This is a genomic window from Kitasatospora sp. NPDC101176, assembly GCF_044768035.1.
Taxonomy (GTDB): Bacteria; Actinomycetota; Actinomycetes; order Streptomycetales; family Streptomycetaceae; genus Kitasatospora.
In genome coordinates, this window is the sequence record NZ_JBIWPA010000022.1 from 13274 (window position 1) to 39345 (window position 26072).

A 26072-nucleotide genomic window follows, 5' to 3' on the forward strand; every position below is an offset into this window, starting at 1 on the left:
AACCCGCTTGCGCACCAAGGCCGTTGCCTCCGCCGCCCTGCTCGCCCTCGGACTCACCGCCTGCGGCGCGGAGATCGCCCCCGGCGACGCCACCGCCGGCTCCGCCCACTACCCGGTGACCGTGCAGAACTGCGGCACCGCGCTCACCTTCGACCGCAAGCCCGCCCGGGCGGTCACCAACGACGTCGGCATCACCGAGCTGATGCTCGCCCTCGGCCTCGCCGACCGGATGGCCGGCTACGTGATGCCCGACGACAAGGGCCGGGTCGACCAGGTCGCCTGGAAGGACGGCTACCAGCGGACCGCGTGGCTCTCCAGGAAGGAGATCACCAAGGAGATCGTGCTGGACGCCCGGGCCGACCTGGTCTTCGCGGGCTGGCACTACGGCTTCGACGAGGGGAGCGGCTTCACCCCGCAGGCGCTGAAGGACCTCGGCATCGGCTCGTACGTGCTCAGCGAGTCCTGCCGCAGCGGCCGGGGCCCCGAGCGCGGGGTGATGTCCCCGCTGGACGCGCTCTACACCGACCTGGCCAACCTGGGCGAGGTCTTCGACGTCCGGGACCGCGCCGACCGGCTGATCGCCGACTTCCGGGCGCAGGTGGCCGCCGTCCCGGAGCCCGCGCACCGGCCGTCCGTCTTCCTGTACGACAGCGGGAAGGACAAGCCGTACACCGCCGGAAGGTTCGCCGCGCCCCAGGAGATCATCGCCAGGGCCGGCGGGACCAACGTGACGGGCGACCTCGCCGACAGCTGGACCACCGTCGGATGGGAGAGCGTCGTCGAGCGCGACCCCGAGGTGATCGTGATCAACAACTACGGGGAGACCGGCGCCGAGGCCAAGCGCGCCTTCCTGAAGTCCTTCCCGCCGCTCGCCGGCGTCTCGGCGGTCCGGAACGACCGGATCTTCGTCCTGGACTACGTCGACCTGGTGGAGAGCCCGCGCAACCCGGCCGCGATCACCGCACTGGCCGCCTACCTGCGCACCGTCCCCGCCCGCTGACCGGCCCGGATCCCGCTCCCCCGGCGGGCCCGCCGGCCCGGCCCGCCGGGCGTACGCTCGGAGGTGCGAGCCGACGGACCCGACCGGAGGAGCGAGATCATGACCACCATGGCGGCGCCGTCCGCCTTCGACACCCGTGCGCTGCGCGAGGGCATCGAGCGCAGCGACCCCGCGGCCCTGCTGGCCCTGTACGCGGACGACGCGGAACTGCGCGTGGTCGACCGCAAGACCCAGCCCAGCCACCCCCTGGTGATGCACGGGCGGGACGAGATCGCCGCCATGCTGAACGAGGTCTACAGCCGCGAGCCCACCCACACCCTCGAACAGGTGGTGGTCCAGGGCGAGCACGTCGCCTTCATGGAGTCCTGCCGCTACCCCGACGGCGTGCGGGTGCTGATGGCCTCCATGGCCGACCTGCGGGACGGCAGGATCGTCGACCAGACCTCGATCCAGGCCTGGGACGAGACCGGGCCCGCCCAGTAGGCTCGTCGGCATGATCCGCACCGCCGTCGCCACCGACGTCCCCGTCATCCACGCCATGGTCCGCGAACTCGCCGAGTACGAGAAGGAACCGCACGCGGCGGTGGCCACCGAGGAGCAGCTGCACGACGCTCTGTTCGGTGCCAGTCCCGCGCTCTTCGGCCTGGTCGCCGAGGACGAGGCCACCGGCGAGCCGGTCGGCTTCGCCGTCTGGTTCCTCAACTTCTCGACCTGGCGCGGCACCCACGGGATCTACCTGGAGGACCTCTACGTCCGCCCGGAGGCCCGCGGCGGCGGCCACGGCAAGGCCCTGCTGCTGGAGCTGGCGCGGATCGCCGTCGAGCGCGGCTATGCGCGGATGGAGTGGTCGGTCCTCGACTGGAACGAGCCCTCGATCAACTTCTACAAGTCGCTCGGCGCCGTCCCGATGGACGACTGGAGCATCTTCCGGCTCACCGGCGAGGCGCTCACCGCCGCCGGGAGCCGCTGAACGGTCCGCCCGAACCCCTGCCACCCTGCGTCGCGATGGCTTACCATGAGTGACTCCCGAGCCCCGGACGGCGTGCGGAAAGCGGTAAGGTCTCAGGCGGATACGCGGCGTCCGGCCGCCCTGCGAGGGGTATGACCGGTACGTACCGCACCACCCCTCTGGACAGTTGGGGCGAAGCAGTTGAGCCAAGCAACAGACAGTGCCGCGGCCACCGGCCCGGAAGCACAGCGCGTCACCCAGGAGGTGAGGGTGTCCCAGATCGACGGCGAGCCCGGAGTGCAGGACTTCGTGGAGGTCCGGCTGCCCGCGGCAGGGGCCTACCTCTCGGTCCTGCGAACAGCGACGGCCGGCCTGGCGGCGCGGCTCGACTTCACCCTCGACGAGATCGAGGATCTTCGGATCGCGGTCGACGAGGCCTGCGCCATCCTGCTCCAGCAGGCGGTGCCCGGTTCCGTCCTGTCCTGCGAGTTCCGGCTGGTCGGCGACTCGCTGAAGGTGACGGTCGCCGCCCCGACCACGGACGGCAAGGCGCCCGAACGCGACACCTTCGCCTGGACGGTGCTCTCCGCACTGGCCGGCGAGGTGGACTCCTCGGTCGCCGAGGACAAGACCGTGTCGATCAGCCTGCACAAGAAGCGCGGCGGCCCCGCCGCCCACTAGACGGGCGTCGAGCAGCACCGCGCGAAGGGCCGTCCGTCCGCCCCCGATCCGGGGCCGGGCGGGCGGCGCCCGGTACCGCCCCCCAGCGGTACGACCAACGAGAAGATGCCGGGGCCAACGGGCCCCGGTGCTCCCGGAACGGAACGGGGGAATGGCCGTGAGTGATCTGGACCGTACCGGCCTCGCGACGGCGGGCCCTGCCGTACCGACCCAGGCGAGCGTTCCCGGCCTCGCCGCCAACGACGATGCGCACCCGAAGGACGCCCACCGGATGAGCCACCCGACCGAGCCGACGTCTGATCCGACGCCCGCCTCGCCGACCCCGCCCGAGCCGGCGGACGAGGCGGGGGACCTGCGGGGCGCGGTGCCCACCCAGGGCCCGCACCGCACGGGCGCGCCGGACCGGGAGGCGGCCCGCGCGCTGTTCGTCCGGCTGTCGGCGCTGCCCGAGGGCTCCCCGGAGCGCGTCGAGCTGCGCAACCAGCTGGTGCGGATGCACATCCCGCTGGTCGAGCACCTGGCCCGGCGGTTCCGCAACCGGGGCGAGCCGCTGGACGACCTCACCCAGGTCGCCACCATCGGCCTGATCAAGTCGGTGGACCGCTTCGACCACGAGCGCGGGGTCGAGTTCTCCACCTACGCGACGCCGACCATCGTCGGCGAGATCAAGCGGCACTTCCGCGACAAGGGCTGGGCGGTCCGGGTGCCGCGCCGGCTGCAGGAGCTGCGGCTGTCGCTCACCACGGCGACCAGCGAGCTCTCCCAGCGGCACGGCCGCTCCCCCACGGTGCACGAGCTCGCCGAGCACCTGGGCATCTCCGAGGAGGACGTCCTGGAGGGTCTGGAGTCCGCCAACGCGTACTCCACGCTGTCCCTGGACGTCCCGGACAGCGACGACGAGTCGCCGGCCGTGGCGGACACCCTGGGCGCCACCGACGAGGCCCTGGAGGGCGTCGAGTACCGCGAGTCGCTCAAGCCGCTGCTGGCCCAACTGCCGCCCCGGGAGCAGAAGATCCTGGTGCTGCGGTTCTTCCGGAACATGACGCAGTCGCAGATCGCCGCCGAGGTGGGGATCTCCCAGATGCACGTGTCCCGGCTGCTGGCCCGGACCCTGGCGCAGCTGCGGGAGAAGCTCCTCGTGGAGGAGTAGGACGGTCGGCCGCCGGAGACGGCGGCCGACCCCCCGACGGCCGTGACGGCCCTGACGCTCAGCCCTCGTGCGGCGCGTACAGGGCCGCCGTCGCCTTCGGGTTCAGCAGCGAGCCGATGCCGACCAGACCGAGCAGACCCACCAGCACGCCGACGGCGATCATCGCGCCACCGCTCTGCAGCATGTAGTAGCCGACCGGCAGGCAGATCGAGTTGGTCAGCACCGCGGGGCTCCGGCCCCAGCGGCGCTCCTTGAGCAGCGCCCGGGCGGCCAGTATCGGCAGCACCCCGAGCAGCACGATGACCAGGCCGCCGAACTCGTTCAGGGCCAGCTGCTTGGACTGCCCGGACAGCGCCGAGACCATGTCCCAGACGCCGACGACGGCCAGCGCGGCGCCCTCCAGGGCGGTGATGGCGGCGCCCACGGTCAGCGGCGCGGGGCGGGCCGGGCCCGCCGAGGGTACGGGTGCGGAGGATTCTGCGGTCACTCCAGCAGGGTAGCCGCCGGTCGGCCCGTACCGACCCGTAGGCTTTCCCCATGCGCGCTCTCCTGGTCGTGAACCACAAGGCCACCACCACCAGTGGCCGGACCAGGGACGTGCTGATCCACGCGCTGCGCAGCGACCTCAAGCTGGAGGTCGCGGAGACGCAGTACCGGGGCCACGCGCGCGACCTGGCCCGCGAGGCGACGGAGGACGGCACGGTCGACCTGGTGGTCGCGCTCGGCGGTGACGGCACCGTCAACGAGGTGGTGAACGGGCTGCTGGCGCACGGCCCGGGCGAGAAGGTCCCGCGACTGGCCGTGGTGCCGGGCGGTTCGACCAACGTGTTCGCCCGGGCACTGGGGCTGCCGAACGACCCGGTGGAGGCCACCGGCGCCCTGCTGAACGCGCTGGACCAGGGCAGCGAGCGGCCGATCGGGCTGGGCAAGGCGATGACCGAAGGGCTGCCGGACCGCTGGTTCACCTTCACCGCCGGCCTCGGCTTCGACGCGGGGGTGGTCGGCCGGGTGGAGGAGCAGCGCAGGGCGGGGCGCAAGTCCACCCACGCGCTCTACGTCGGGCAGGCGCTCCGGCACTACGTCACCCAGCGTGAGCAGCGCCGTTCCGGCCCGGTGACCCTGGAACTCCCGGGCCACCAGGGCGTGCCGGGCCTGGTGCTGGCCATAGTCAGCAACACCTCCCCGTGGACGTTCCTGGGCAACCGACCGGTGTACCCCTCACCGCTCGCCTCCTTCGACACGGATCTCGACGTCTTCGGCATCACCCGGATGACGGCGTTCGGTACGGCTCGAACGATCCGTCAGATCCTGCGGTCGTACGCGCCTTCGAGCGACGGCGCACCGCCGGTGGGCCCCACCGGCAAGCACGTCGTCTCCTATCACGACGTCAGACACTTCACCTTGGTTTCAGAGGAACCCGCCCCGTTCCAGGTCGACGGCGACCATCTTGGAGACAGGAGGCGCGTCAGTTTCACAGGCGTTCGGCGGGCACTGCGTGTGATTGTGTGACTGGAAGGGGGGTTCACCCTTCTTCTCGAACGCACAAGCCCCCTTCACTCCATAGAAGTACTGGCTGTGAGCTAGGCGACACCGAAGAATCAAAAATTCCTCCCTGAAGGGGGTTGTATCCGGGCCCGAGGTTTGCGAACCTCTACATGGCGTTCGGGACACATCGCAGCGACGGCAACCTCAGATCCTGGCGGGTGTCGACCGCGGGGCGTCCCTCGAATCGCCGAATCCCTCCCCAGCACAGACCACCCGGGCCCCGGCGGGCCTTTGGTCTCTTTTGCTGTTGCGGGATTCGTGAAAGCGTTCACATTCACAAGCCATCGATTATGCCGATCGGGTGACCCCCGCCGGCAGGAGGAGTTGGACGACCATGGACTGGCGCCACCGCGCTGTCTGCCGCGAAGAGGACCCGGAGCTGTTCTTCCCGATCGGGAACACCGGTCCTGCTCTGCTGCAGATCGAGGAAGCCAAGGCCGTGTGCCGCCGCTGTCCGGTCATGGAGCAGTGCCTGCAGTGGGCTCTTGAGACCGGCCAGGACGCCGGCGTCTGGGGCGGCATGAGCGAGGACGAGCGTCGCGCGATGAAGCGCCGTGCCGCCCGCAACCGCGCCCGCACCGCCTGATCACACGCCGTAGTACCAGCGGTAACCGCAGCACCGATCGACACATGATCAAAGGCTTCCCTGCACCTCCTGGTGAAGCCTTCCGCACAAAGGACCTTGCCTCGCGAGGTCCCGCGACACCGGACCGCCCCAGACACTTGATACTGTTCACTTAGAGCAATATTGTGGAGCTGTGGCGCTCACCGTGTGCAACGCACCGGCGAGGTGTCGCTACCCAGAGCCCCCGTTCCGGCCGACTCCCCCCGACGGCCGGAACGGGTTGAGAGGCCCTGTCGACCCACCCCCCCCGGTCGACAGGGCCTCGTTTCTGTTTCCGCACCCGGACGGGTGCGCCGTCCCGGGGCGCGTGGGGTGCGGACCCGGCGCCCGGGCCGGATGCGCGCCCCCGCCGCACTCCCCGACGCACCGACCCGTGGCGGCCTGAACCCGCCGGCCGGAGCACATCGGCCCGGGTGCGCCGGCCGGAGTGCACCGGCCGGAGTGCACCGGCCGGACGCGGCAGCCGGAACGCGGCAGCCGGAACGCGGAGGTCGGGACGGCCGGTCAGCGGACCGGGATCTCCAGGATCACCTTGGTGCCGCCGTTCGGTCCGGCCACCATGTCGAAGGTGCCGCCCAGCTCACCGGTCGCCAGCGTGCGGACGATCTGCAGGCCGAGGTTGCCTGCCGTCTTCGGGTCGAACCCCTCGGGCATGCCGCGGCCGTCGTCCTGCACGGTGATCAGCAGGTACTCCTCCGGCCGGGCGCCGCCGTTCCAGCTGTCCGACCAGCCCATCCCCGTCGCCGGGGCCCGTCCGCGCAGTGCGCTCACCTCCAGGTTCCCGGAGGCGGTCGGGCCGAAGGCGTGCTCCAGCGCGTTCTGCAGCAGCTCGGTCAGCACCATCGACAACGGGGTGGCGACCTCCGCGGACAGGATGCCGAAGCTGCCGCTGCGGCGGGTGGCGACCCGTCCGTCCTGGGACAGCTCCATCGCCATCGCCAGCACCCGGTCGGCGATCTCGTCGAAGGCCACCTGCTCGTCCAGCGCCTGGGAGAGCGTCTCGTGCACGATCGCGATCGAGCCGACCCGGCGCACCGCCTCGTCCAGCGCGGCCCGGCCGGCCTCCGACTCCATCCGGCGGGACTGCAGGCGCAGCAGCGCCGCGACGGTCTGCAGGTTGTTCTTCACCCGGTGGTGGATCTCCCGGATGGTGGCGTCCTTGGTCATCAGCTCGCGGTCGCGGCGCCGCAGCTCGGTGACGTCCCGACAGAGCACCAGCGATCCGGTGAGGGTGCCCTTCGGCTTGAGCGGGATCGCCCGCACCGTCACCACTCCGCCCTGCGCCTCCACCTCGGTCTGCCGCGGCGCCCAGCCGCTCGCCAGCTTCACCAGCGCCTCGTGCACGGCCGCCCGGGAGGGCGGGACGAGGTCGGCGGTGGCCCGGCCGAGATGGCTGCCGACGAGGTCGGTGGTCAGCCCCAGGCGGTGGTAGGCGGAGAGGGCGTTGGGGCTGGCGTAGGTGACGATGCCGTCCGCGTCCAGGCGGATCAGGCCGTCGCCGACCCGCGGCGCGGCGTCCATGTCGGCCTGCTCGATGCCGGGGAACGGGAAGGCGCCGGCCGCGATCATCTGGGCCAGGTCGGAGGCGCTCTGGAGGTAGGTGAGCTCCAGCCGGCTGGGGGTGCGGACGGTGAGCAGGTTGGTGTTGCGGGCGATCACCCCGAGCACCTTGCCCTCGCGCCGGACCGGGATGGACTCCACCCTCACCGGCACCTCCTCGCGCCACTCGGGGTCGCCCTCGCGCACGATCCGGCCCTCGTCGAAGGCGGCGTCCAGGAGCGGGCGGCGGCCGCGCGGGACGAGGTGGCCGACCATGTCGTCCTGGTAGGAGGTGGGCCCGGTGTTGGGCCGCATCTGCGCCACCGAGACGTAGCGGATGCCGTCCCAGGTGGGGATCCACAGGACGAGGTCGGCGAAGGAGAGGTCGGAGAGCAGCTGCCACTCCGAGACCAGCATGTGGAGCCATTCCACGTCGGCCCCGGTGAGGGTGGTGTGGCGGCGGACGAGTTCGTTCAGCGAGGGCACATGGCGAGCGTATCGCCGCGGGTGCGGGCTGGGCGCGGCGGACCGGGAGGCGGACCGGGGGCGGACCGGGGCCGTGTCGCGCGGCCGGCCTGCGGCGGAACCGGTCGACCCGAGTTGTCCAGACCAATTTTCGGGGAGGCCTGGACAACCGAGATTGGTCTAGTCCACAATGAATGAGCACCAAGGAGAGGCCCACCGCGCAACTGCCCTGACCGCGCGAGGCCTTTCCTCGGTCGGACGCCGCCGAGCGAGGACCCCGCACAGTTCTCGATCGACCCCGGCGACCGACGACAGCTCCGGGCTGCGGTGCCGCACGGGTTGAGGGTCCCGTGTCGGCGCCGTGGCCCGTAGTGCTTTCCGGCCGCCCCCGGGTGCGGCGGAGCGGGACTCCCCCGCCGGAGCCCCGCTCCGCCGCTCGAACGGCTCGGGCCCCGTCCACAGGCTGTGGACGGGGCCCGAGCCGTTCGGCGCCGGTCAGTACGGCCGGTGCCGGCCGGCGCCGGTCAGTGCGTCTCGGTGACCTTGGCCAGGGCGCGCGGGGCGTCCGGGTCCTGGCCGCGGGCGATGGTGACCTCGTACGCCAGCAGCTGCAGCGGCAGGATCTCCAGGATCGGCTGGACCTCCTCCGGCACCCCGGAGGGCAGCGCGAAACCCGCGGAGGCGGCGTCCACCTGCGGCCGCTGGCCGATCACGACGAGGTCCGCGCCGCGGCCGCGCAGGCGGTCCAGCACCGGCTGCAGGGCCTCGCCGCCCTTGCCGTCCGGGACGATCGCGATGACCGGCGAGACGTTGTCCACCATGGCCAGCGGGCCGTGCAGCAGGTCGGCTCCGGAGAACGGGGAGGCCGGGATGTAGGTGGTCTCCATCAGCTTCAGCGCCGCCTCGCGGGCGGTCGGGTAGCCGTAGCCGCGCGAGGTGATGACCAGGCGCTGGGCGAAGCGGTAGCGCTCGGCCAGCGCCTTCACCTCGGCCTGCCGGGCCAGCACGCCGGCGGCCAGCGCGGGCAGCTCCTCGGCGGCCGAGGAGTCGCCGCCGCGCAGCCCCTCGACCAGCAGGTAGAGCGCCAGCAGCTCGGCGGTGTAGGTCTTGGTGGCGGGCAGCGCCTTCTCCGGGCCGGCCAGCACGTCGATGTGGAACTCGGACACCTCGGCGAGCGGCGAGGCGGCGTTGTTGGTGACCGCCAGCGTGATCGCGCCGGCCTCGCGGGCGGCCTTGGTGGAGGCCACCAGGTCCGGCGAGCCGCCGGACTGGCTGACGGTGATCACCAGCACGTCGGTGAGGTCGGGCCGGGCACCGTACGCGGTGGTGGTGGACATCGAGGTGAGGCCGGCCGGCTTGCCGAGCAGGATCTCGATCAGGTACTTGGCGTACAGGGCCGCGTTGTCGGACGTGCCGCGCGCGGTCAGCAGGACGAAGCGCGGGTTGCGGGCGGCGATCTCGGCCGCGATCTCGCGGATCTTCGGGGCGCCCTCGTCGAGGATGCGCTGGAGGACGGCCGGCTGCTCGGCCATCTCCGCCGCCATGATCCGGCCGGGGACAGTCTGCGTGTCGGACATCTGGATGTGCCTCCGATGAGATGGTTCGACCCCGACCGGGCAGTCGCCCGACGGGGACCCTCTACGGCGGCGAGTCCGCACACTCGCTGCGGTGGTGATTCCTGCGGCAATCCTACGGTGGCCGCCCCCGCCGGGCACGCGCGAGCGCCCCTCCCCCGGGGCGGGTGGAGGGGCGCCCGGACGGCGGCCGGGGCGTCAGGAGGGGTTGTTGATCAGCTGGTCGATCGCGGCGTCGGCGTCCTTGGTGGCCTGGTCCACCGACTTGCCCTTGAGGATCGAGGTCAGCATGTCGGGCAGGATCTTCTGCTTCTCGACCGCGCCCCACCCCGGGGCCAGCGGCGTGAACCAGGCGTCCGGCACCGCGTTGGCCGCGGCCGCGGTGGTGGGCTTGTTCTTCAGCGGGTTCAGCTGGGTGAGGTTGTTCGGCAGGATGTCCTTGTCGGCCAGCGCCTGCTGGGACTTGGTGCTGGTGAACATCCGCACCCAGTCGGTGGCGAGCGCGACCTGCGCGGACTTGGCGGTGACCGCGAGGTCCGAGCCGCCGATGAAAGTGGGCAGCGGCTTGCCGTCCGGGCCGGGCATGGTGGCCACCTTGACCGCGTCCTTGAGGCTCGGGTCGCCGGTGACCGGCGCGAACACGCTGGCCGACTCGAAGCCGTTGCCGTAGAAGGACGCCGCGTGCCCGCGGGCCATCGACTCGAACTGGTTCTGCTCGTTCACCGACAGGTCGCCCTTGTTGTACTTGCGGACCAGGTCGATGAAGTGGCTGATGCCCTGCTGGGACTTGGCGTCGTGCAGGGTGCCGTGCCAGTTGCCGGAGCTGTCGAACTTGGCGATGCTGCCGCCGAACGCCGCCACGTAGCTCATCGCGGCGTACCAGTACGGGCCGGGCAGGTAGAGCGGGGAGAAGGTCCGGTCGGCCTTGTTCCGGTCGGCGACCTTGTCCAGCGCGGCCGTCAGCTCGGTCTCGGTCTTGGGGAACTCCGCGCTGCCGGTGGCCTGCTGGAAGGCGGCGGAGTTGTAGATGGCGACCCGGGCGCCGGCGTAGTACGGCACGCACCAGAGCTTGTCCTGGTAGGTGCAGGTGTTGGCGAGCGCCTTGATCCAGCTGTCGGAGTTGTCGAAGGTGGTCCGGTCGACGGCCGCCAGGGCGCCGGAGAGCACGTACTTCATGGTCTCGGTGTTGCCCAGTTCGACGACGTCGGGGGCGCTGCCGTCGGCGAGCGCCTTGTCGAACTTCGAGACCTTGTCCGCCCAGCCCTGGTACGAGAGCTTGAGGGTGACGTTCGGGTACCGCGCCGCGAACTCGTCGTTGACCCGCTGGACGAGGTCCGGCCAGTTCTTCTGGGCGTCGTCCATCAGCCAGACGGTGACGGTGCCGCTCGCGGTCTTCGCGCCGGTGGAGGCGCCCTCGCCGTCCGCCGACGGGGAACCGGACGAGGAGCAGGCCGTCAGCCCGACCGCCAGTGCCATGATGCCGAACGTGGACATGAGCTGACGCTTCGTCACGCCATCCTCCGAGGGTGTTAGAGCCGTGTTGCCCGCCGGCAGCGTGATGGCGCCCGCAGCGGAGGATCCGGGCAGGGCGAGGAGCTTCGGGGAGGGCCGATACCACATCCGGTGAGGTTGAAATTCGAACCGGATGACTGGACTCTGGCCTAGACCAATGGCGGTGTCAACGGCCAAATGGCCCTTCCGCCAAGGCCGTTGCAGAGCCGTTGTACCGCGTGGCGATCAGTCGCCGGGCCGTCACCCTAAGTGGGACTTAAGGCGGATTTAAGGCCTGCTTGAGGGAACACCGTCACCCGGGGAGTCCACAGGTGGAAGCAGGGGGAAACGGGACGGGCCCGCCATGCGACATGCGCATGACGGGCCCGTGGGCGGACGCCCCCGGCACGGCCGGGTGACGTCCTGACGCGTTCTCAGCCGATCGCTCCCGGCTGCCCGGTGAGCACCTCGACGGCCGCCAGCCCGCACACTCGGGCGGCGCCGTGGGTGGCGACGTGCAGCGCACCGACCGGCTCGGACTGCGGCAGCCCCATCTCGACCACCATGGCGTCCGGCCGGGCCGCGACCAGGCGGCCCAGCGCGGCGGACATCCAGCCGTGCCGGTGCGCGTCCCGGACCACCAGCACCAGCCGGCGGCCCTCGGCGCCCGCCACCAGCTCGGCGACCAGCGCGTCCAGCCGCCCGGGGGCGGCGTCGACGGCCGAGACCTCCCGGGTGCGGGTACCGGGGAAGCGGTCGGCCAGCATGCCGGCCACGCCCCACGGGGTGACGTCGCCGACCGCGATGTTCGGCTCGTCCGAGAACGAGGCCACGAACGGCCGTTCCGTCACCGGCAGCACCTCGCGGCCCGGCGCGCGGACCACCTTCAGCGCCCGGCGGGCGGCCCGCAGGCCCACCGCGAGGTCCGGCTCCGGCCGCTCGCCCTGAGCCGAGATCCGGCCCCAGGTGCCCAGCGCGCGGACCCGGGCGGCGGCGTCCGCCAGCCGGTCCTCGGCCAGCGCGCCGGACCGCACGCCCGCCACGATGGCGTCGCGCAGCATCAGCACGGTCTCCTCGTCGGCCAGCCCGCCGCCGACGCAGATCGCGTCCGCACCGGCCGCCAGCGCCAGCACGGTGCCCCGGCCCATCCCGAAGGTGTCGGCGATGGCGCCCATCTCGATGGCGTCGCTGACGATCAGGCCCTGGTAGCCGAGGCCGCCGTCGGCCGGGGCCGCGCGCAGCAGGTCGCGCAGCACGGTCGGGCTCAGGGTGGCCGGCAGCTCGGGGTCGAGCGCCGGGATCATGATGTGCGCGGTCATCACGGCCTTGGTGCCGGCCGCGATCGCCGCCTGGAACGGGATCAGGTCACGGGCCCGCAGCACGTCCAGGTCGACGTCGATGACCGGCAGGCCGTGGTGCGAGTCGACCGCGGTGTCGCCGTGGCCGGGGAAGTGCTTGGAGCAGGCGGCCACGCCGGCCGACTGCAGGCCCTCCACCCAGGCGGCGGTGTGCCGGGCGCACAGCTCCGGGTCGGCGCCGAAGGAGCGGACGCCGATCACCGGGTTGCGCGGGTTGGAGTTGACGTCCGCGGTGGGCGCCCAGTTGTAGTTGACGCCGGCCGCGGCCAGCGCCCGGCCGAGCTCGCGGGCGACGTCCCGGGTCAGCGCCGGGTCGTCGATCGCGCCGAGCGCGAGGTTGCCGGGCCACGAGGAGCCGGAGCCGGCCTCCAGGCGGGTGACGTCCCCGCTCTCCTCGTCGATGGCGATGAGGAGGTCGGGGTTCTCCGCCCGCAGCGCCGAGGTGAGCGCGGCGAGCTGGTCGAGGTCGACCACGTTGCGGTCGAACAGGGCCACCGAGCCGAGCCCGGCGGCGAGGTGGCGGCGCACCCACTTCGGCGGCTCGGTGCCGACGAAGCCGGGCTGCAGGACGGTCATGGCGTCGCGGTGCAGCTGGTCGCTGTCCGGGACGGCGGGGACGAGGATGCTCACGTTTCTCAGCCCTTCACGGCGCCGTCGGTCAGTCCGCCGACCGCCTTGCGCTGCAGGAAGACGAACAGGATCAGCACGGGGATGGCGAACATCGTCGACGCGGCCATCGTGGCGCCCCAGTCGTTGCCGAACGCCGTCTTGAAGGAGGAGAGCCAGAGCGGGAGGGTCTTGCCCTCCTCCTTGTTGAGGATCAGGACGAGCGGGAACTCGTTCCACGCGGTGATGAAGCCGAACAGCGAGGTCGACATCAGACCGGGGGCCAGCAGCGGGAAGATCACCTTCACGAAGGCCTGGGAGCGGGTGCAGCCGTCCACCATGGCGGACTCCTCCAGCTCCTTCGGCACCGCGGCGATGAAGCTGCGCAGCGTCCAGATGGTGAAGGGCAGCACCATCATCATGTAGAAGACGGTGAGCGGGACGAGGCTGTTCAGCATCTCGTTGTCGCGCGAGATCATGTAGACCGCGATGGTCATGACCTCCCACGGCGCCATCTGCGCGACCATCACGACCAGCACGAAGGCCTTGCGGCCGCGGAACCTCATCCGGGCGATGGCGAAGGCCGCGAGCGTCGCGATCACCAGCGACATCAGCACCGCGCCGACCGTCGCGATGAAGCTGTTGCCCACGTACGTCCAGAAGTTGGGCGCGTCGACCGCCGTGGTGAAGTGGTCGAGGGTCCCGTCGAACGGGATGAAGACCGGGGTCTTGCTGATGATGTCGCGGTCCTGCTTGAAGGCCGTCGCGACCATCCAGTAGACCGGGAAGATGAAGAAGACGAAGAGGACGACCGCGATCACGTTCGGCCAGGTACGTCCGATGAGCGAGCGCCTCACAGCTCGTCCTCCTGCTTGATCATGATCCGGAAGTAGTACGCCATCAGCACGCCCAGCATCAGGATGGTGAGCACCGCGATCGCGGAGCCGACCCCGTAGTGCTGGCCGGAGGAACCCTCCAGGAAGGCGTGCACGGGCAGCGTCCGGGTCAGGTTCTCGGGGCCGCCGCCGTTGATCGCGTACACCTGGGTGAAGGCCTTGAACACCCAGATGACCTCGAGGAAGGTCGTGGCCAGGAAGAACGGCTTCAGGCTCGGGAAGACCACCGAACCGAAGATCTTGAACGGGCCGGCGCCGTCCATCCGGGCGGCCTCGTAGAGCTCCTTGGGGATGGTCGTCAGGCCGGCGTACATGTTGAACGCCACGAACGGGATGGACTGCCAGACGATCAGCAGGATGACCACGAAGAAGGTCGAGTACTGGTCGCTCATCCAGTTGTAGTCGGCCATCGAGTGCCAGCCGAGCTTGTCCAGGAACCAGTTGACGACGCCCCACTGCTGGTCGAACAGCCAGGTGTAGACGGTGGTCGCGGCGACCACGGGCATCGCCCAGGCCATCAGCAGCCCGATCGACAGGACCAGCCGCATCCGCTTGCCGAGGCGGTTGAGCAGCAGGCCGATCAGGGTGCCGCCGCCCATGATCAGGACGACGTTCACCAGGGTGAAGGCGACGGTGCGCCCGGTGACCGCCCAGAAGTCCGGGTCGGTCAGCTGCTCCTTGTAGTTGTCGAAGCCGTTCCACTCGGTGAGGTGCTGGACCAGCTGGCGCCGGTTGAGGTTCTGGAACGACAGCAGGACCGTCTTGAGCAGCGGCCAGCCCAGCAGGGCGAGGGTCGCCACGGTGGCCGGCAGCAGCAACAGGTACGGCGCCAGGCGCGCACCGAGCCCCGGTCCGTCCGCGGGTCTGGCACCCTTCCGCGGGGTGCCGCCGCCGGCGCCCGCGGCACCTGTCCCGATCCCGGCCACGGCGGTCGTCCCTGGCTCCGGGGACCGTGTCTGCACCCGCTCCGAATGCACAGCCATCGTTCTCACTTCCTCACAACCCGAACCACGACGGACAGGCGCCGCCCACCGGCCCCCCGCCGGGGGCCGGTGAGCGACGCCGCTCAGTGCTTACTGCTTCTGGTTGAGCCGCTTGGCGATCTCGTCGTCGTACTTCTTGGCCGTGGCCGCGTAGTCGCCGCCCTGCAGCACGGCGGTCAGGAACTCCTTGATCGGGTTCGGCTTGTCCTCGACGCTGGCCCAGTTCGGGGTGTTCGGGGTGATGGCGCCGACCGCGGCGGCCGTCTGGGCGGCCTTCGCGAAGTCACCGGTGATCTGGCCGTTCAGCGAGGCCTTGTTCGGGATGTTCCCGGCCGCGGCGACCAGGCCCTCGTTCTTGTCGTTAAGGGCGACCTTCAGGAAGTCCTTGGCCATGTCGGAGTTCTTGCTGGCGTTGGCGACCGCCAGGTTCGAGCCGCCGAGGAAGACGCCGGAGGGCTTGTCGGCGGTCTTGCCCGGGAGCGGGAAGAAGCCGATCTTGTCCTTGGGCATGTCCTTCTCGGCGGGGAGCTCCCAGCCGAGGGCGATCATGGCGCCGACGTTGCCCTTGCCGAAGACGTCCTTCTGCTGCGGGGTGGCCTCGTCCTTGTCCTTCGGACCGGAGACCGAGTAGCCCTGCAGCTTCTTGTAGGTCTCGAAGGCCTTCTGCGCCTCGGGGGACGACAGGCCGCCGACCCACTTGTCGCCGTCCTTCTTTGCGATCTTGCCGCCCTCACCGGTGAGCAGGCCGAAGTAGGTGTACCACTCCTGGCCGGGCAGGTAGATCGGGTCGGCGACGCCGTCGGTGGCCTTCAGCTTGTCCAGGTCGGCGTAGAACTCGTCCAGGGTCTTCGGGGCGGCGGAGAGGCCGGCCTTGGCCCACAGGTCCTTGTTGTAGGCGACCACGCGGTTGGAGACCCACCACGGGGCGGCGTACTGCTTGCCCTCGAGGACGGCGGCCTCGTTCTGGTTGGCGGCCCAGTCGGCCCCGCCCAGGGCGGCCTTGTCCTTGGTGAGGTCGAGCAGACCGCCCGAGGCCGCGTAGCCCGCGGTCTGGGTGTTGCCGAGCTCGAGGACGTCGACCGAGCCCTCGGACAGCGCGGCGGTGATCTTCTGGCCGATCCCGTCCCACTCCTGGATCTGGAAGTCGACCTTGGAGCCCGGGTAGGTGGTCTCGAACTCGGTCTTGACCGCGTCGGTCCAGCCCTTCGGGGCGGAGCCGGTCATCAGCCACACCTTCAGCGTCTTGCCGCTGTAGTTCTTGGCACCCGCCGCGGCCGACGAGCTCGAACCGGCGCTGTCGCCGCCCTTCTTGCCGTCCGAGCCACAAGCCGCCAGGCCGACGACCATTGCTGCGACGCCGACCGCCGCGATGAGCTGACGCTTCACGCCATCCTCCTGAGGGATGCCTGGGTTACCCCCGTCGGGCGGCAGCGGCAGACCCACACAAAGCGGGGGGAAAGGTGCCGCGGACCCCTTCGAACGGGTGGGGGGATTCGTAGTGTCCGGCCTAGTGGTGTAGACCAGATGCCTGGAGCTTGGCCTAGACCAATGGGCCTGTCAACGGCCTTCCGACCGATCCGGACCACCCGTTATCAAGCCGACACCGCACATCGTTCATCGCGTGATGAGGTATTCGTTCCGTAGCCATACATGCAACGATGTGACCCGTTAACTATGTGGCGGGGCCCGCAAAGGCCCCGCGAGAAGCGGGAGAACAGGTCCGATGAGCAGCGACGGGGGATCCACCGCCCAGGTCAACGACCCCGAGGTGAAGAACCTCCCGGCGCACGCCGGCACCGACCCGACCGCGCGCGTCCCCAAGTACTACGGACTGAAGCGCCACCTCCTCCAGCTCACCGAGACCCAGCCGGCCGGCACCCCCGTCCCGCCGGAGCGCGCGCTGGCCGCCCAGTTCGACACCTCGCGCACCACCGTCCGCCAGGCCCTGCAGGAGCTGGTCGTCGAGGGCCGCCTGGAGCGCATCCAGGGCAAGGGCACCTTCGTCGCCAAGCCCAAGGTCGCCCAGGCCCTCCAGCTCACCTCCTACACCGAGGACATGCGGGCCCAGGGCCTGGAGCCCACCTCGCGGCTGATCGAGATCGGCTACATCACCGCCGACGACCGGCTCGCCCCGCTGCTGGACATCAAGCCCGGCGGCCGGGTGCTGCGGATCGAGCGCCTGCGCCTGGCCAACGGCGACCCGATGGCCATCGAGGTCGCCCACCTCTCCGCCAAGCGCTTCCCCGCGCTGCGCCGCAACCTCGCCAAGCACAACTCGCTGTACGCGGCGCTGCGCGAGGTCTACGGGGTCACCGTGGCCGAGGCCGAGGAGACCATCGAGACCACCCTGGCCGACCCGCGCGAGGCCGGCCTGCTCGGCTCCGACCTCGGCCTGCCGATGCTCCAGCTCTCCCGGCACTCCTTCGACGCCGACGGCGCCCCGGTGGAGTGGGTCCGCTCGATCTACCGCGGCGACCGGTACAAGTTCATCACCCGCCTGAAGCGCCCGGAGTAACCGCGCTCCCCCTTCGCACCACGGGCACCGGCGCGCGCGACCCGCGCGCCGGTGCCCTTTCGCGCTTCCGACTGCCCGTTTCCGGCCGAATGCGGGTTCGCGCCGTCCGGATGGCGGGAAGTTCCGGCAACCCCGGTGACATGGATCACGTCATGCTCTAGATTGCGCAGCCGTACTGACTGCTGATCACCGATGGTGCTGCTCGGCGGGCTCACGGGGGTGTGCGGCGTCCCCGGGGCTGCGGCGCCGACGGGGAGAACCCTCCGGAGCGGAGCCGAAGATGCCGTCTGACCTCGATGCCACCGAACCTGTCATGCCCGAGCCACCCGGTGCCCCGGTGCCGGCCGTGACGCCCGAACGGGTGCTGGCCGCGCTCGCCCTGCTCGTGCCGATCGTCGCGATGCTCTGGGTGTCCTCCTACGACAAGACCGACCCGGGCGTCGGCGGGGTGCCGTTCTTCTACTGGTACCAGCTGCTCTGGGTGCCGGTCTCGGCGGTGTTCACCGTCGCGGCGTACCTGCTGATCAACCGGGACGAGAAGGCCCGCAAGGCCGTGCGGAAGGCGGGTGGCGCGCGATGAAGGACGTCAACGTGACGGCCCTCGTGGTCTTCGTGCTGTTCTTCGCCCTGGTCACCGTGATGGGCTTCCTCGCCTCGCGCTGGCGCCGGGCCGACGACGCGGCGCACCTGGACGAGTGGGGCCTGGGCGGCCGCAGCTTCGGGACCTGGGTCACCTGGTTCCTGCTCGGCGGGGACCTCTACACCGCCTACACCTTCGTCGCCGTCCCCGCCGCGGTCTACGCGACCGGCGCGGCGGGCTTCTTCGCGGTGCCGTACACGATCATCGCCTACCCGCTGGTCTTCCTCTTCCTGCCCCGGCTCTGGTCGGTCTCCCGGGTGCACGGGTACGTCACCCCGGCCGACTTCGTGCGCGGCCGGTACGGCTCCCGGCCGCTGTCCCTGGTCGTCGCGCTGACCGGCATCCTGGCCACCATGCCGTACATCGCGCTGCAGCTCGTCGGCATCCAGGCGGTGCTCGACGTGCTGGGCGTCGGCGGCGGCGAGAACGCCAACTGGTTCGTCAAGGACCTGCCGCTGTTCATCGCCTTCGGCGTGCTGGCCGCCTACACCTACTCGTCCGGGCTGCGCGCCCCGGCGCTGATCGCCTTCGTCAAGGACGCCCTGATCTACATCGTGATCATCGTCGCGGTGATCTACATCCCGATCCGGCTCGGCGGCTACGGGCACATCTTCGACGCCGCGGCGCAGAAGTTCAGCGCCCCCAAGGCGGCCGGCTCGCTGACCGTCCCGGACAACAAGCAGTGGACGTACGCGACGCTGGCGCTGGGCTCGGCGATGGCGCTGTTCATGTACCCGCACTCGGTGACGGGCGTACTGGCGTCCAAGTCCCGCAACACCGTGCGGCGCAACATGGCGATCATGCCCGCGTACTCGCTGATGCTGGGCCTGCTGGCGCTGCTCGGCTTCATGGCGATCGCGGCCGGCGTCGGCAAGGGCGACAAGAAGTTCAACTCCCAGCTCTCGGTGCCGCAGCTGTTCGCCGACATGTTCCCGGACTGGTTCACCGGCGTGGCCTTCGCCGCGATCGGGATCGGCGCCCTGGTGCCGGCCGCCATCATGTCCATCGCCTCGGCCAACCTGTTCACCCGCAACGTCTACAAGGAGTGGCTGAAGCCCACCGCCACCCCGGCGGACGAGACCCGGATCGCCAAGCTGGTCTCGCTGCTGGTGAAGGTCGGCGCCCTGGTGTTCGTCCTCGGCATGGACAAGCAGGCGGCGATCAACCTGCAGCTGCTCGGCGGCCTGTGGATCCTGCAGACCTTCGTGGCCATCGTCGGAGGCCTCTTCACCCGGTGGTTCCACCACTGGGCGCTGTTCGCCGGCTGGGCGGCCGGCATGGCCTACGGCACCTGGAAGGCGTACGGGATCGCCAGCCCGGCCACCAAGCACTTCGGCGGCAACGCGGCCGAGATCCCCGGCATCGGCGAGATCGGCTACATCGGGCTGACCGCCTTCGCGCTGAACCTGGCCGTCGCGGTGGCGCTCACCCTGGTGCTGCGGGCCGTCAAGGCGCCCGTGGGCCCGGACGAGACCAGTCCCTCGGACTACGGCGCCGAGGCCGGCGACGACGAGCTGAGGAACGCGCCGGAGCCCGTAGCGGCGCACTGATTCGCGCCGCACGCGCCCTGTGACCGCGCCGCCCTCTCCGTGAACACTGGAGAAGGCGGCGCGATCATATGTATGAACAGCCGCCTTCGCAGGGCACCACCAGACCGGACCGGCAACCGGCCGGCAACTGATCGACCCACGGGGAGCACGCCGCCATGGCAGAACTCGGCACCACCCTCAACGGCCAGCACCAGTCAGCCCAGAGCCCGCACCACCTCTCCGCCCACCGCCCCGCGGCGGCCACCCGGCTGCCGTCCGTGCTGATCGCCACCCGGCACGGCGAGTCCACCGCCAACGTCGAGTTCCAGCTCGCCGAGGCCGCCGGAGCGCTCAGCGTCCCGATCAGCTGCCGGGACGCCGACATCCCCCTGTCGCTGCACGGCCAGCAGCAGGCACAGGCGCTCGGCCGCTGGTGGGCCGCCCTGCCCAGCGCCGACCGCCCGCGCAGCGTCTGGTGCTCGCCGTACGTGCGCACCACCGAGACCGCCCGGATCGCGCTCGCCCAGGCCGCCGGCCTCGGCGCCGTCCCGGTCGCGCTCCCCGTGCGCTACGACGAGCGGCTGCGCGACCGCGAGCTCGGCGTCCTGGAGATGCTGCCGCGGGCCGCGATCGAGGCCAAGCACCCCGAGGAGGCCGCCCGCCGGCGCAAGATGGGCGAGCTGTACTACCGCCCGCCCGGCGGCGAGTCCTGGGCCGACGTCGCGCTGCGGGTGCGCAGCCTGCTGCGGGACGTCTGCGAGGAGGACGCCGGACGGCCCGTCCTGCTGGTCGCGCACGACTGCACGGTGCTGATGCTGCGCTACGCGGTGGACCGGCTCACCGAGGACCAGCTCACCGCCCTCGGGCCGGTGCACAACTGCTCCACCAGCCTCTGGCGCGCCCAGGACGGGCGGCTGCGCCCGGACCGCTGGAACACCGTCGACCACCTGGCCGCCGACTGACCGGCCGCCCGGATCGCGGGCCGGGGCCGGGGCCGGGGCCGGGGCCGGGGCCGGGGCCCGCGGGAGGTCAGTCCTCCCACTCCCCCGGCCCGGCGAAGCAGCGCCGGTAGGCGAGCGGCGTGGTGCCCAGCCGGCGCGCGAAGTGGTGCCGCAGGGTGGCCGCGTTGCCGAAGCCGCAGCGCACGGCGATCGCGTCCACCGGCTCGGTGGTGGACTCCAGCAGCCGCTGGGCGAGCAGCACCCGCTGCCCGGTCAGCCAGCGGTGCGGGGTGGTGCCGGTCTCCTGCTGGAAGCGGCGGGCGAAGGTGCGCGGGGACATGTGGGCCCGGGCGGCCAGCTGTTCGACGGTGCAGTCCCGCTCCAGGTGGTGGCGCATCCAGTCGAGCAGCGGGGCCAGCGAGTCCCCGTCGCCCCCGGGCAGCGGCCGGCAGACGAACTGGGCCTGGCCGCCCTCCCGGTGCGGTGCCACCACCATCCGGCGGGCGATCCCCCGGGCCACCTCGGCGCCCTGCGCCTTGCGCACCAGGTGCAGGCAGGCGTCGATGCCGGCGGCCGTCCCGGCGGAGGTGATCACCGGGTCGTCGTCCACGTACAGCACGTCCGGTTCTACCGTGGTCCGCGGGAAGCGCCGGGCCAGGTCCTCGCTGTACCGCCAGTGGGTGGTGGAGCGGCGGCCGTCCAGCAGCCCGGCGGCTCCGAGCACGAAGGCACCGCTGCAGATCGACAGCACCCGGCCGCCGGACTCGACCACCGAGCGGAGCCCCTCCAGCAGCGGCTCCGGGTACTCCCGGCGGATCGCCGACGCGGTGACCACCACCAGGTCCGCGCCGGCCAGCCGTTCCGGGCCGTGCGGGACGTCCACCGCGAAGCCGGCGTGGGTCGCGTGCGGCCCGGGGCGGACCCCGGCGATCGCGAAGTCGTACCCGGGCAGGCCCTCGGCGGTGCGGTCGAGGCCGAAGACCTCGCAGGCGACGCCGAGTTCGAAGGGGTGGATCTCCTCCAGCACCACCGCGACCACGTTCTTCAGCATGCCGACCAGGATGCCCCGACGGGCACCGCCCGGGGAAGGCCGGGTCCGGCCCCGGACGGCCGGTGCGCGCAGGGCCGGGCGCACCGGGGAGGGGCGCACCGCCGGAGGGACGCACCGCCGGAGGGCCCGGAAACGGCGGTGGCAGGATTTCGAGGCAATCGGGCGTTCCTGCCACTCGTGATCGCCGGACGGCCCGACCAGAGTGGACCCCATGGACACCGACACTCTCGCGAGCGCACTGGGACTGGCCGGGGCCGTCGGCGGGTTCGGCCTGCTCGGCCTGCTGATCGGCCGGGACGTCGCCCGCGGCGCCGCCACCGGCCGCGACAACTGGCACCGCCCGGGCGGCTACCCGGCCGACCACCACCGGGCGGACCGGCTGTACGGCACGATGCCGGCCGCCTCGCTGCGCCCCTCCGCGGACCCGGCCACCCTCCCGGTCCGTTCCACCCCCGAGATCACCACCCCGCACGGCTCCGGCACACTGGCCGGATGGACATCCTCATCCGCCAGGCCCTCCCGGAGGACCTCGACGACGCCGGCCGCATCACCGTCGAGGCCTTCGTCGGCGACGGCTACACCTCGCCCGAGAGCGGCTACGTCGACCTGCTGCGCGACGCCCCCCGGCGCGCCCGGGAGGCCGAGCTCCTCGTCGCGGTCGACCTGGCCGGGGGGCGAGTCCTCGGCTGCGTGACCTTCGCCGTCGGCGGCACCGAGTGGGCGGACATCGCCACCCCGCGCGAGGGCGAGATCCGGATGCTCGCCACCGCGGCGGCCGCCCGTGGCCGGGGCGTCGGCGAGGCCCTGGTCCGCGCCGCCCTCGCCCGCAGCCGTGAACTCGGCCTGGCGGGCATGGCGTTCTCCACCCGCCCGGAGATGACCGCCGCCCACCGCGTCTACGAGCGCACCGGCTTCCTCCGGACCCCCGAACGCGACTGGGCCCCGTACCCGGGGATGGACCTGATGGTCTACACGAAAGCCTTCTGAGCGGCGCGGCCGCGGCGGGGCTCCGGCGGCCCGGTCACCCCTTCCTGTCGGGCGTCGGCGTCGACGTCGGCTTCGGGTCCGAACTCGGCTTCGGGTCGGCGGTCTTCGGGTCGGCGGTCTTCGGGTCCGCGGCCGGCTTCCTGTCGGACGCCGCCTTCGGATCGGCGGTGGCCTTCGGGTCGGCGGCCTTCGGGTCCGCCGCCTTCTTGTCCGCCCCGGTCTGCTTGTCGTACCCCGGCGCCACGTAGATCGTGTACCGGCCGTGCTCCCCGCTCTTCACCACGGTGACCACCCGGTACCCGGCGGCCTTCAGGGTGGGCTGGATCGCCTTGTCGGTGGCACCGGTCTGGGTGAAGTCCAGGACCACCACCTGCCATTCGTGCGCCGTGATCCCGGCCTGGATGGCGGGCACGCCGGACTGCTGCTGGCCGGTGTCCGGGTCCCGGCGGAACACCGCCACCAGGTCGTGCCACTGCTGCCAGTCAGCCTGCTCGCGCAGGTAGTACGCGGGGACGTTGTAGTTCTCCACCAGGTACCGGGCGTCGCCCTTGGCGATGTACGGCGCCAGCGCGGCGACGAAGGACTCCGAGTTCGACCACTCGCCGTACATCTCCCGGCCCTGGGCCGCCCCCTCCCAGGCCAGCGGGCCGACCACCAGGGCGGCCGCCACGACCCCCGCCACCAGGTGGAGGCGCCGCCGCAGCCAGAGCACCGCCCGGGCCAGCACCGCGCCCACCACGATGCAGGCGAACCAGGCGCCGAAGTCGACGTGCTTCTGCAGCGACAGCCAGGTGTGGATGCGGATCTGGTTCACCGGGGCGAGCAGCCCCGCCACCAGCAGCAGCGCCGCCAGCCAGAACGCCGGCCAGCCGTCGCCGCCGCGCCGGCGCGCCACCACCAGCTGCAGCACCACTCCGACCAGGGCGACCACCAGCAGCGGGCCGACCCACCGGGCGGCCTCCCCGGCCACGTAGGAGTAGGCGTCGTGGCCCGGGGCTCGCTGCAGCGTGGTGTGGTTGAAGCCGTCGACGTAGCGCTCACCGGCCAGCAGGGCCGCCGCGGCGACCGCCACCACGAAGGCGGACAGGACCAGCACGCCCCGCCGCCAGCGCGTCCAGGCGCGCAGCGACCCGCCCGGGCCGGCCAGCACCGCCGCCCCGACCACCACCGGGACCCACAGCAGCGCCGCGTACTTGGTGCAGCCGGCCAGCGCCAGCAGCAGGCCGGAGCCCACCAGGCTCGGGTACCCGCCGCCGGTGGCCGAGCGCACCGCGAGGTAGCCGGCCCAGGCGAGCACCGCCAGGGCCATCGCGTCGTAGGTGGCCAGCCCGCCCAGGAACTGGGTGGGTCCGAGCGCGGCGAAGGCCGCCGCGGCGCCGCTGGCCGCGAGCGAGCCGTGCAGCCGCCGGGTGGTCAGGTGGACGGCCACGGTGGCGGAGAGCATGAAGGCCAGGCTGAGCAGCCGGGTGCCGGTCAGCCCGCCGGCCATGTCGGCCAGCGCGACGACGACCGGGTAGATCAGCGGGGAGCCGGAGAAGAAGGTCTCGTACGTCGCCACCGGGGTGCCGTGCGTCAGGTTCGCGATCTCCTGGTAGCCCGCGTAGATGTAGGTGCCCTCGTCGATGAAGGCGGTGTTGCTGAGGATCAGGTGGTACGACAGCGCGCCCTGGACCAGCAGGACGGCCAGCAACGGCAGCCAGTCCGCCCGCAGCGCGGGGCGCGGGGGGTGCGGCACCCGGGGTGCGGCGGGCCTGCGGCGCCGGCGGTCGGCCGGGGACGGCTGCGCCGGTGCGGCGGCCCCGCGCCCGGCCGGGCCGGCACCCGGGGCCGGCCGGGCCCCCGCGGGCACCAGGACGGGCCGCCGGGTGGACTCGGGCCGGAGCCAGCGGCCGTCCGCGCTCATCAGTACTGCTCCTCGGTCTGGGACTGTCGTGCCCGGTCCGCGCGCGGGGCGCGGCGTGTTCCGGGGCGCGCGGCAGCCGCCGCCGCGGGGGCGGTTCCGGGCGGCTGCCGGGCGGTGCCGGGCCCGCTCGGCCCGGCGGTCGGCGGCCGGGGGCTCAGCCGGTGAGCCAGGCCGCCGCCGGCGGGGTGGCCGGCGGCGAGCTCGGGCCGGCGACGACCTTGACGATGTCGGCCTCGGGCAGCGTCTGACCCCAGGTCTGGACGTCGGCGACGGCGCCGTGCCACGGGTCGCTCCACTGCGAGTTGGAGCTCAGCCGCCCGATCTGCAGGGTGTTGGCGCCGCTGGGCGGCACGCCGGGGGACTTCGCGGAGGCCTGTGGGGCGCCGTTGACGTACAGGGTGATCTGGCCGGAGGGGTCGTCGTACACCCCGGTCAGCACGACCCACTGGTTGACGGTGGCGTCGCCCTTGGACCAGGCCACCGCCGAACCGCCGCCGGGCACCTGGACCTTGAAGTACCAGAGGTCGTGCCCGTTGTTGTTGGCCCGGCCCAGCGAGTACGAGTAGTACTGGCCGTCACCCTGGCTGACCGCGCTGCGGTTGCCGTTCGGGACGTCGACGAGGACCCGGGCGGAGACGGTGAAGCTGTTGCTGACGTCGACGACCTGGGAGGCGCTCTGGGCGAAGGAGTTCTGGCCGCTGGGCAGCTTGAGGACCTGCCCGGAGTAGCCGGGTGCCGAGCCCGTCTTGGCGTCGGAGCCCAGGCCCAGCGCGACGGCGCCCTTGGTCGCCGGGAGGCTGCCGACGGTCGGCGGGCTGTCGATGCCCTTGACCGGGCCGCTCGCCGACGCGGTCGGCGCGGCCGATCCGGAGGCCGGCGCGGAGGCCGACGTGCTCACCGCGGCGGTGCTCGGCCCGGAGGCCGTCGGGCCGTTGCCGTCCTTGGAGCCCTTGGTGAGCAGCACGTACCCGGCGCCGGCCGCGGCCACCACCACGACGGCCGTCACCGCACCGATCAGCTTGACCCGGCGGCGGCGCTTGGCGTCCTTCTCGTTCCGCGCCGCCAGCGCCTCCCAGTCCGGCGTGCTGCCGACGGTCGGCTGCGCCGGCGGGAAGCCGGTCTGCTGCGGCCACGCCGGACCGGCCGGGCCGGCCTGCACGGGTATCGGCTGAACCGGCTGCGGGCCGGCCTGCACGGGTATCGGCTGCACCGCCTGCGGACCGGCCTGCGCGGCCGCCGGCCCCGGCTGGACGGCGGCGGGCGCCACCGGGCCCGGCTGGACCGGCCCCGGCTGCACCGCCTGCGGCTGCACGGGCTGCGGGCCGGCCTGGCCCGGCTGCGGGACCAGCGGCACCGGCTGGGAGAACGGACGCGGCGTCACCTGCGGCGGCTGCGGTTGCGGCTGGTACTGGGGCGCACCACCCGGCGGCCCGAACCCGTCGGCGGGGCCGAACGCACCACTCGGGGACTGCGGCGGCAGACCGGGGGCCTGGGCCCCTCCGGCCGGTGCCTGCTGCGGTGGCGTTCCGGCGGGCTGCCCCGGCTCGCCACTCGGTACCGGTCGATCGCTCATGGTGGGGAATGCTAGGGCATCGGCCCCTTCCCGCCCATGGGGGGTGCGCGGGCCCGGCCCGTCACCCGGCC

Annotated in this window: 23 protein-coding genes; 12 read left to right on the forward strand and 11 right to left on the reverse strand. The window is 72.1% G+C overall.

What is annotated here, in order from left to right; genetic code table 11:
• Window positions 1–7: 7 nt before the first annotated feature.
• The 5 genes from ACIRS1_RS26145 to ACIRS1_RS26165 all read left to right on the forward strand — a co-directional run bounded on the left by ACIRS1_RS26145 (window position 8) and on the right by ACIRS1_RS26165 (window position 3780).
• Window positions 8–1000, forward strand: a complete 993-nt coding sequence (locus tag ACIRS1_RS26145) for an ABC transporter substrate-binding protein (protein ID WP_402844041.1) — start codon at window positions 8–10, stop codon at window positions 998–1000.
• A 99-nt stretch (window positions 1001–1099) separates the two neighbouring features.
• Entirely contained in the window at window positions 1100–1483 is a 384-nt protein-coding gene (locus ACIRS1_RS26150; protein WP_402844043.1) for a nuclear transport factor 2 family protein, read from the forward strand.
• Between the two features lie 10 nt (window positions 1484–1493).
• Window positions 1494–1970 (forward strand): GNAT family N-acetyltransferase, encoded by a 477-nt coding sequence (locus tag ACIRS1_RS26155; RefSeq protein ID WP_360204436.1) that lies wholly within the window; start codon window positions 1494–1496, stop codon window positions 1968–1970.
• A 249-nt stretch (window positions 1971–2219) separates the two neighbouring features.
• On the forward strand, window positions 2220–2630 hold the full coding sequence (locus ACIRS1_RS26160; protein ID WP_360204433.1) for an anti-sigma regulatory factor: 411 nt from the start codon (window positions 2220–2222) through the stop codon (window positions 2628–2630).
• Window positions 2631–2787: 157 nt separating this feature from the next.
• A complete protein-coding gene (locus ACIRS1_RS26165) occupies window positions 2788–3780 on the forward strand; it encodes an RNA polymerase sigma factor SigF (RefSeq protein WP_360204431.1) in 993 nt (330 codons plus the stop codon).
• Window positions 3781–3838: 58 nt separating this feature from the next.
• Here the strand turns inward: ACIRS1_RS26165 and ACIRS1_RS26170 are convergent, their stop codons facing one another.
• The gene (locus ACIRS1_RS26170) at window positions 3839–4267 is read right to left on the reverse strand and encodes a hypothetical protein (RefSeq protein ID WP_360204428.1); all 429 of its coding nucleotides are present in this window, start codon (window positions 4265–4267) and stop codon (window positions 3839–3841) included.
• A 50-nt stretch (window positions 4268–4317) separates the two neighbouring features.
• Between ACIRS1_RS26170 and ACIRS1_RS26175 the strand changes: the two genes are divergently transcribed.
• Window positions 4318–5289, forward strand: a complete 972-nt coding sequence (locus ACIRS1_RS26175) for a diacylglycerol kinase family protein (RefSeq protein ID WP_360204425.1) — start codon at window positions 4318–4320, stop codon at window positions 5287–5289.
• Between the two features lie 370 nt (window positions 5290–5659).
• Window positions 5660–5911: a WhiB family transcriptional regulator gene (locus tag ACIRS1_RS26180; RefSeq protein WP_014138019.1), complete on the forward strand. Its 252-nt coding sequence runs from the start codon at window positions 5660–5662 to the stop codon at window positions 5909–5911.
• 543 nt (window positions 5912–6454) lie between these two features.
• Here ACIRS1_RS26180 and ACIRS1_RS26185 read toward each other — a convergent pair.
• From ACIRS1_RS26185 to ACIRS1_RS26215, 7 genes are all read right to left on the reverse strand, one after another.
• On the reverse strand, window positions 6455–7975 hold the full coding sequence (locus ACIRS1_RS26185; protein ID WP_360204422.1) for a PAS domain-containing sensor histidine kinase: 1521 nt from the start codon (window positions 7973–7975) through the stop codon (window positions 6455–6457).
• A gap of 503 nt (window positions 7976–8478) precedes the next feature.
• On the reverse strand, window positions 8479–9531 hold the full coding sequence (locus ACIRS1_RS26190; protein WP_402844050.1) for an SIS domain-containing protein: 1053 nt from the start codon (window positions 9529–9531) through the stop codon (window positions 8479–8481).
• 195 nt (window positions 9532–9726) lie between these two features.
• Window positions 9727–11022 carry an extracellular solute-binding protein gene (locus ACIRS1_RS26195; protein WP_360204854.1) on the reverse strand — a complete coding sequence of 432 codons (1296 nt, stop codon included), beginning with the start codon at window positions 11020–11022 and terminating at the stop codon, window positions 9727–9729.
• A 431-nt stretch (window positions 11023–11453) separates the two neighbouring features.
• Window positions 11454–12953: a glycoside hydrolase family 3 protein gene (locus ACIRS1_RS26200; protein WP_402844225.1), complete on the reverse strand. Its 1500-nt coding sequence runs from the start codon at window positions 12951–12953 to the stop codon at window positions 11454–11456.
• 59 nt (window positions 12954–13012) lie between these two features.
• On the reverse strand, window positions 13013–13840 hold the full coding sequence (locus ACIRS1_RS26205; RefSeq protein ID WP_396317219.1) for a carbohydrate ABC transporter permease: 828 nt from the start codon (window positions 13838–13840) through the stop codon (window positions 13013–13015).
• Window positions 13837–14862: a carbohydrate ABC transporter permease gene (locus ACIRS1_RS26210; protein WP_387907333.1), complete on the reverse strand. Its 1026-nt coding sequence runs from the start codon at window positions 14860–14862 to the stop codon at window positions 13837–13839. Before ACIRS1_RS26210 ends, ACIRS1_RS26205 begins: the two co-directional genes overlap by 4 nt.
• A 90-nt stretch (window positions 14863–14952) precedes the next feature.
• Window positions 14953–16248, reverse strand: a complete 1296-nt coding sequence (locus tag ACIRS1_RS26215; RefSeq protein ID WP_360204412.1) for an extracellular solute-binding protein — start codon at window positions 16246–16248, stop codon at window positions 14953–14955.
• A 337-nt stretch (window positions 16249–16585) separates the two neighbouring features.
• On the opposite strand from ACIRS1_RS26215, the gene ACIRS1_RS26220 reads away from it, so the two are divergent.
• From ACIRS1_RS26220 to ACIRS1_RS26235, 4 genes are all read left to right on the forward strand, one after another.
• Window positions 16586–17377, forward strand: a complete 792-nt coding sequence (locus ACIRS1_RS26220; protein WP_360204409.1) for a GntR family transcriptional regulator — start codon at window positions 16586–16588, stop codon at window positions 17375–17377.
• Window positions 17378–17690: 313 nt separating this feature from the next.
• A complete protein-coding gene (locus ACIRS1_RS26225; RefSeq protein ID WP_402844055.1) occupies window positions 17691–17957 on the forward strand; it encodes a DUF3311 domain-containing protein in 267 nt (88 codons plus the stop codon).
• Window positions 17954–19567: a monocarboxylate uptake permease MctP gene (gene mctP, locus ACIRS1_RS26230; protein WP_402844058.1), complete on the forward strand. Its 1614-nt coding sequence runs from the start codon at window positions 17954–17956 to the stop codon at window positions 19565–19567. The genes ACIRS1_RS26225 and mctP overlap by 4 nt, the downstream gene beginning before the upstream one ends.
• 155 nt (window positions 19568–19722) lie before the next feature.
• On the forward strand, window positions 19723–20508 hold the full coding sequence (locus tag ACIRS1_RS26235; protein ID WP_402844061.1) for a histidine phosphatase family protein: 786 nt from the start codon (window positions 19723–19725) through the stop codon (window positions 20506–20508).
• A gap of 67 nt (window positions 20509–20575) precedes the next feature.
• Here ACIRS1_RS26235 and ACIRS1_RS26240 read toward each other — a convergent pair whose 3' ends face one another.
• Window positions 20576–21538: a helix-turn-helix domain-containing protein gene (locus ACIRS1_RS26240; RefSeq protein WP_360204400.1), complete on the reverse strand. Its 963-nt coding sequence runs from the start codon at window positions 21536–21538 to the stop codon at window positions 20576–20578.
• A 492-nt stretch (window positions 21539–22030) separates the two neighbouring features.
• On the opposite strand from ACIRS1_RS26240, the gene ACIRS1_RS26245 reads away from it, so the two are divergent.
• A complete protein-coding gene (locus tag ACIRS1_RS26245; protein ID WP_402844064.1) occupies window positions 22031–22525 on the forward strand; it encodes a GNAT family N-acetyltransferase in 495 nt (164 codons plus the stop codon).
• 34 nt (window positions 22526–22559) lie between these two features.
• On the opposite strand, the gene ACIRS1_RS26250 is transcribed toward ACIRS1_RS26245, so the two are convergent.
• Both ACIRS1_RS26250 and ACIRS1_RS26255 read right to left on the reverse strand, forming a co-directional pair.
• Window positions 22560–24428 (reverse strand): hypothetical protein, encoded by a 1869-nt coding sequence (locus ACIRS1_RS26250; protein ID WP_402844066.1) that lies wholly within the window; start codon window positions 24426–24428, stop codon window positions 22560–22562.
• A 154-nt stretch (window positions 24429–24582) separates the two neighbouring features.
• Window positions 24583–26001 carry a LamG-like jellyroll fold domain-containing protein gene (locus ACIRS1_RS26255; protein WP_402844069.1) on the reverse strand — a complete coding sequence of 473 codons (1419 nt, stop codon included), beginning with the start codon at window positions 25999–26001 and terminating at the stop codon, window positions 24583–24585.
• Window positions 26002–26072: the final 71 nt, after the last annotated feature.

What these genes read in the sequence shown, in the direction of transcription:
- ACIRS1_RS26150 (WP_402844043.1), top strand. Translation starts at nt 1,100, where the DNA reads ATGACCACCATGGCGGCGCCGTCCGCCTTCGACACCCGTGCGCTGCGC.
- ACIRS1_RS26155 (WP_360204436.1), top strand. Translation starts at nt 1,494, where the DNA reads ATGATCCGCACCGCCGTCGCCACCGACGTCCCCGTCATCCACGCCATG.
- ACIRS1_RS26175 (WP_360204425.1), top strand. Translation starts at nt 4,318, where the DNA reads ATGCGCGCTCTCCTGGTCGTGAACCACAAGGCCACCACCACCAGTGGC.
- ACIRS1_RS26180 (WP_014138019.1), top strand. Translation starts at nt 5,660, where the DNA reads ATGGACTGGCGCCACCGCGCTGTCTGCCGCGAAGAGGACCCGGAGCTG.
- ACIRS1_RS26190 (WP_402844050.1), bottom strand. Translation starts at nt 9,531, where the DNA reads ATGTCCGACACGCAGACTGTCCCCGGCCGGATCATGGCGGCGGAGATG.
- ACIRS1_RS26195 (WP_360204854.1), bottom strand. Translation starts at nt 11,022, where the DNA reads ATGTCCACGTTCGGCATCATGGCACTGGCGGTCGGGCTGACGGCCTGC.
- ACIRS1_RS26200 (WP_402844225.1), bottom strand. Translation starts at nt 12,953, where the DNA reads ATGACCGTCCTGCAGCCCGGCTTCGTCGGCACCGAGCCGCCGAAGTGG.
- ACIRS1_RS26210 (WP_387907333.1), bottom strand. Translation starts at nt 14,862, where the DNA reads ATGGCTGTGCATTCGGAGCGGGTGCAGACACGGTCCCCGGAGCCAGGG.
- ACIRS1_RS26220 (WP_360204409.1), top strand. Translation starts at nt 16,586, where the DNA reads ATGAGCAGCGACGGGGGATCCACCGCCCAGGTCAACGACCCCGAGGTG.
- ACIRS1_RS26225 (WP_402844055.1), top strand. Translation starts at nt 17,691, where the DNA reads ATGCCCGAGCCACCCGGTGCCCCGGTGCCGGCCGTGACGCCCGAACGG.
- mctP (WP_402844058.1), top strand. Translation starts at nt 17,954, where the DNA reads ATGAAGGACGTCAACGTGACGGCCCTCGTGGTCTTCGTGCTGTTCTTC.
- ACIRS1_RS26235 (WP_402844061.1), top strand. Translation starts at nt 19,723, where the DNA reads ATGGCAGAACTCGGCACCACCCTCAACGGCCAGCACCAGTCAGCCCAG.
- ACIRS1_RS26240 (WP_360204400.1), bottom strand. Translation starts at nt 21,538, where the DNA reads ATGCTGAAGAACGTGGTCGCGGTGGTGCTGGAGGAGATCCACCCCTTC.
- ACIRS1_RS26245 (WP_402844064.1), top strand. Translation starts at nt 22,031, where the DNA reads ATGGACATCCTCATCCGCCAGGCCCTCCCGGAGGACCTCGACGACGCC.
- ACIRS1_RS26250 (WP_402844066.1), bottom strand. Translation starts at nt 24,428, where the DNA reads ATGAGCGCGGACGGCCGCTGGCTCCGGCCCGAGTCCACCCGGCGGCCC.
- ACIRS1_RS26255 (WP_402844069.1), bottom strand. Translation starts at nt 26,001, where the DNA reads ATGAGCGATCGACCGGTACCGAGTGGCGAGCCGGGGCAGCCCGCCGGA.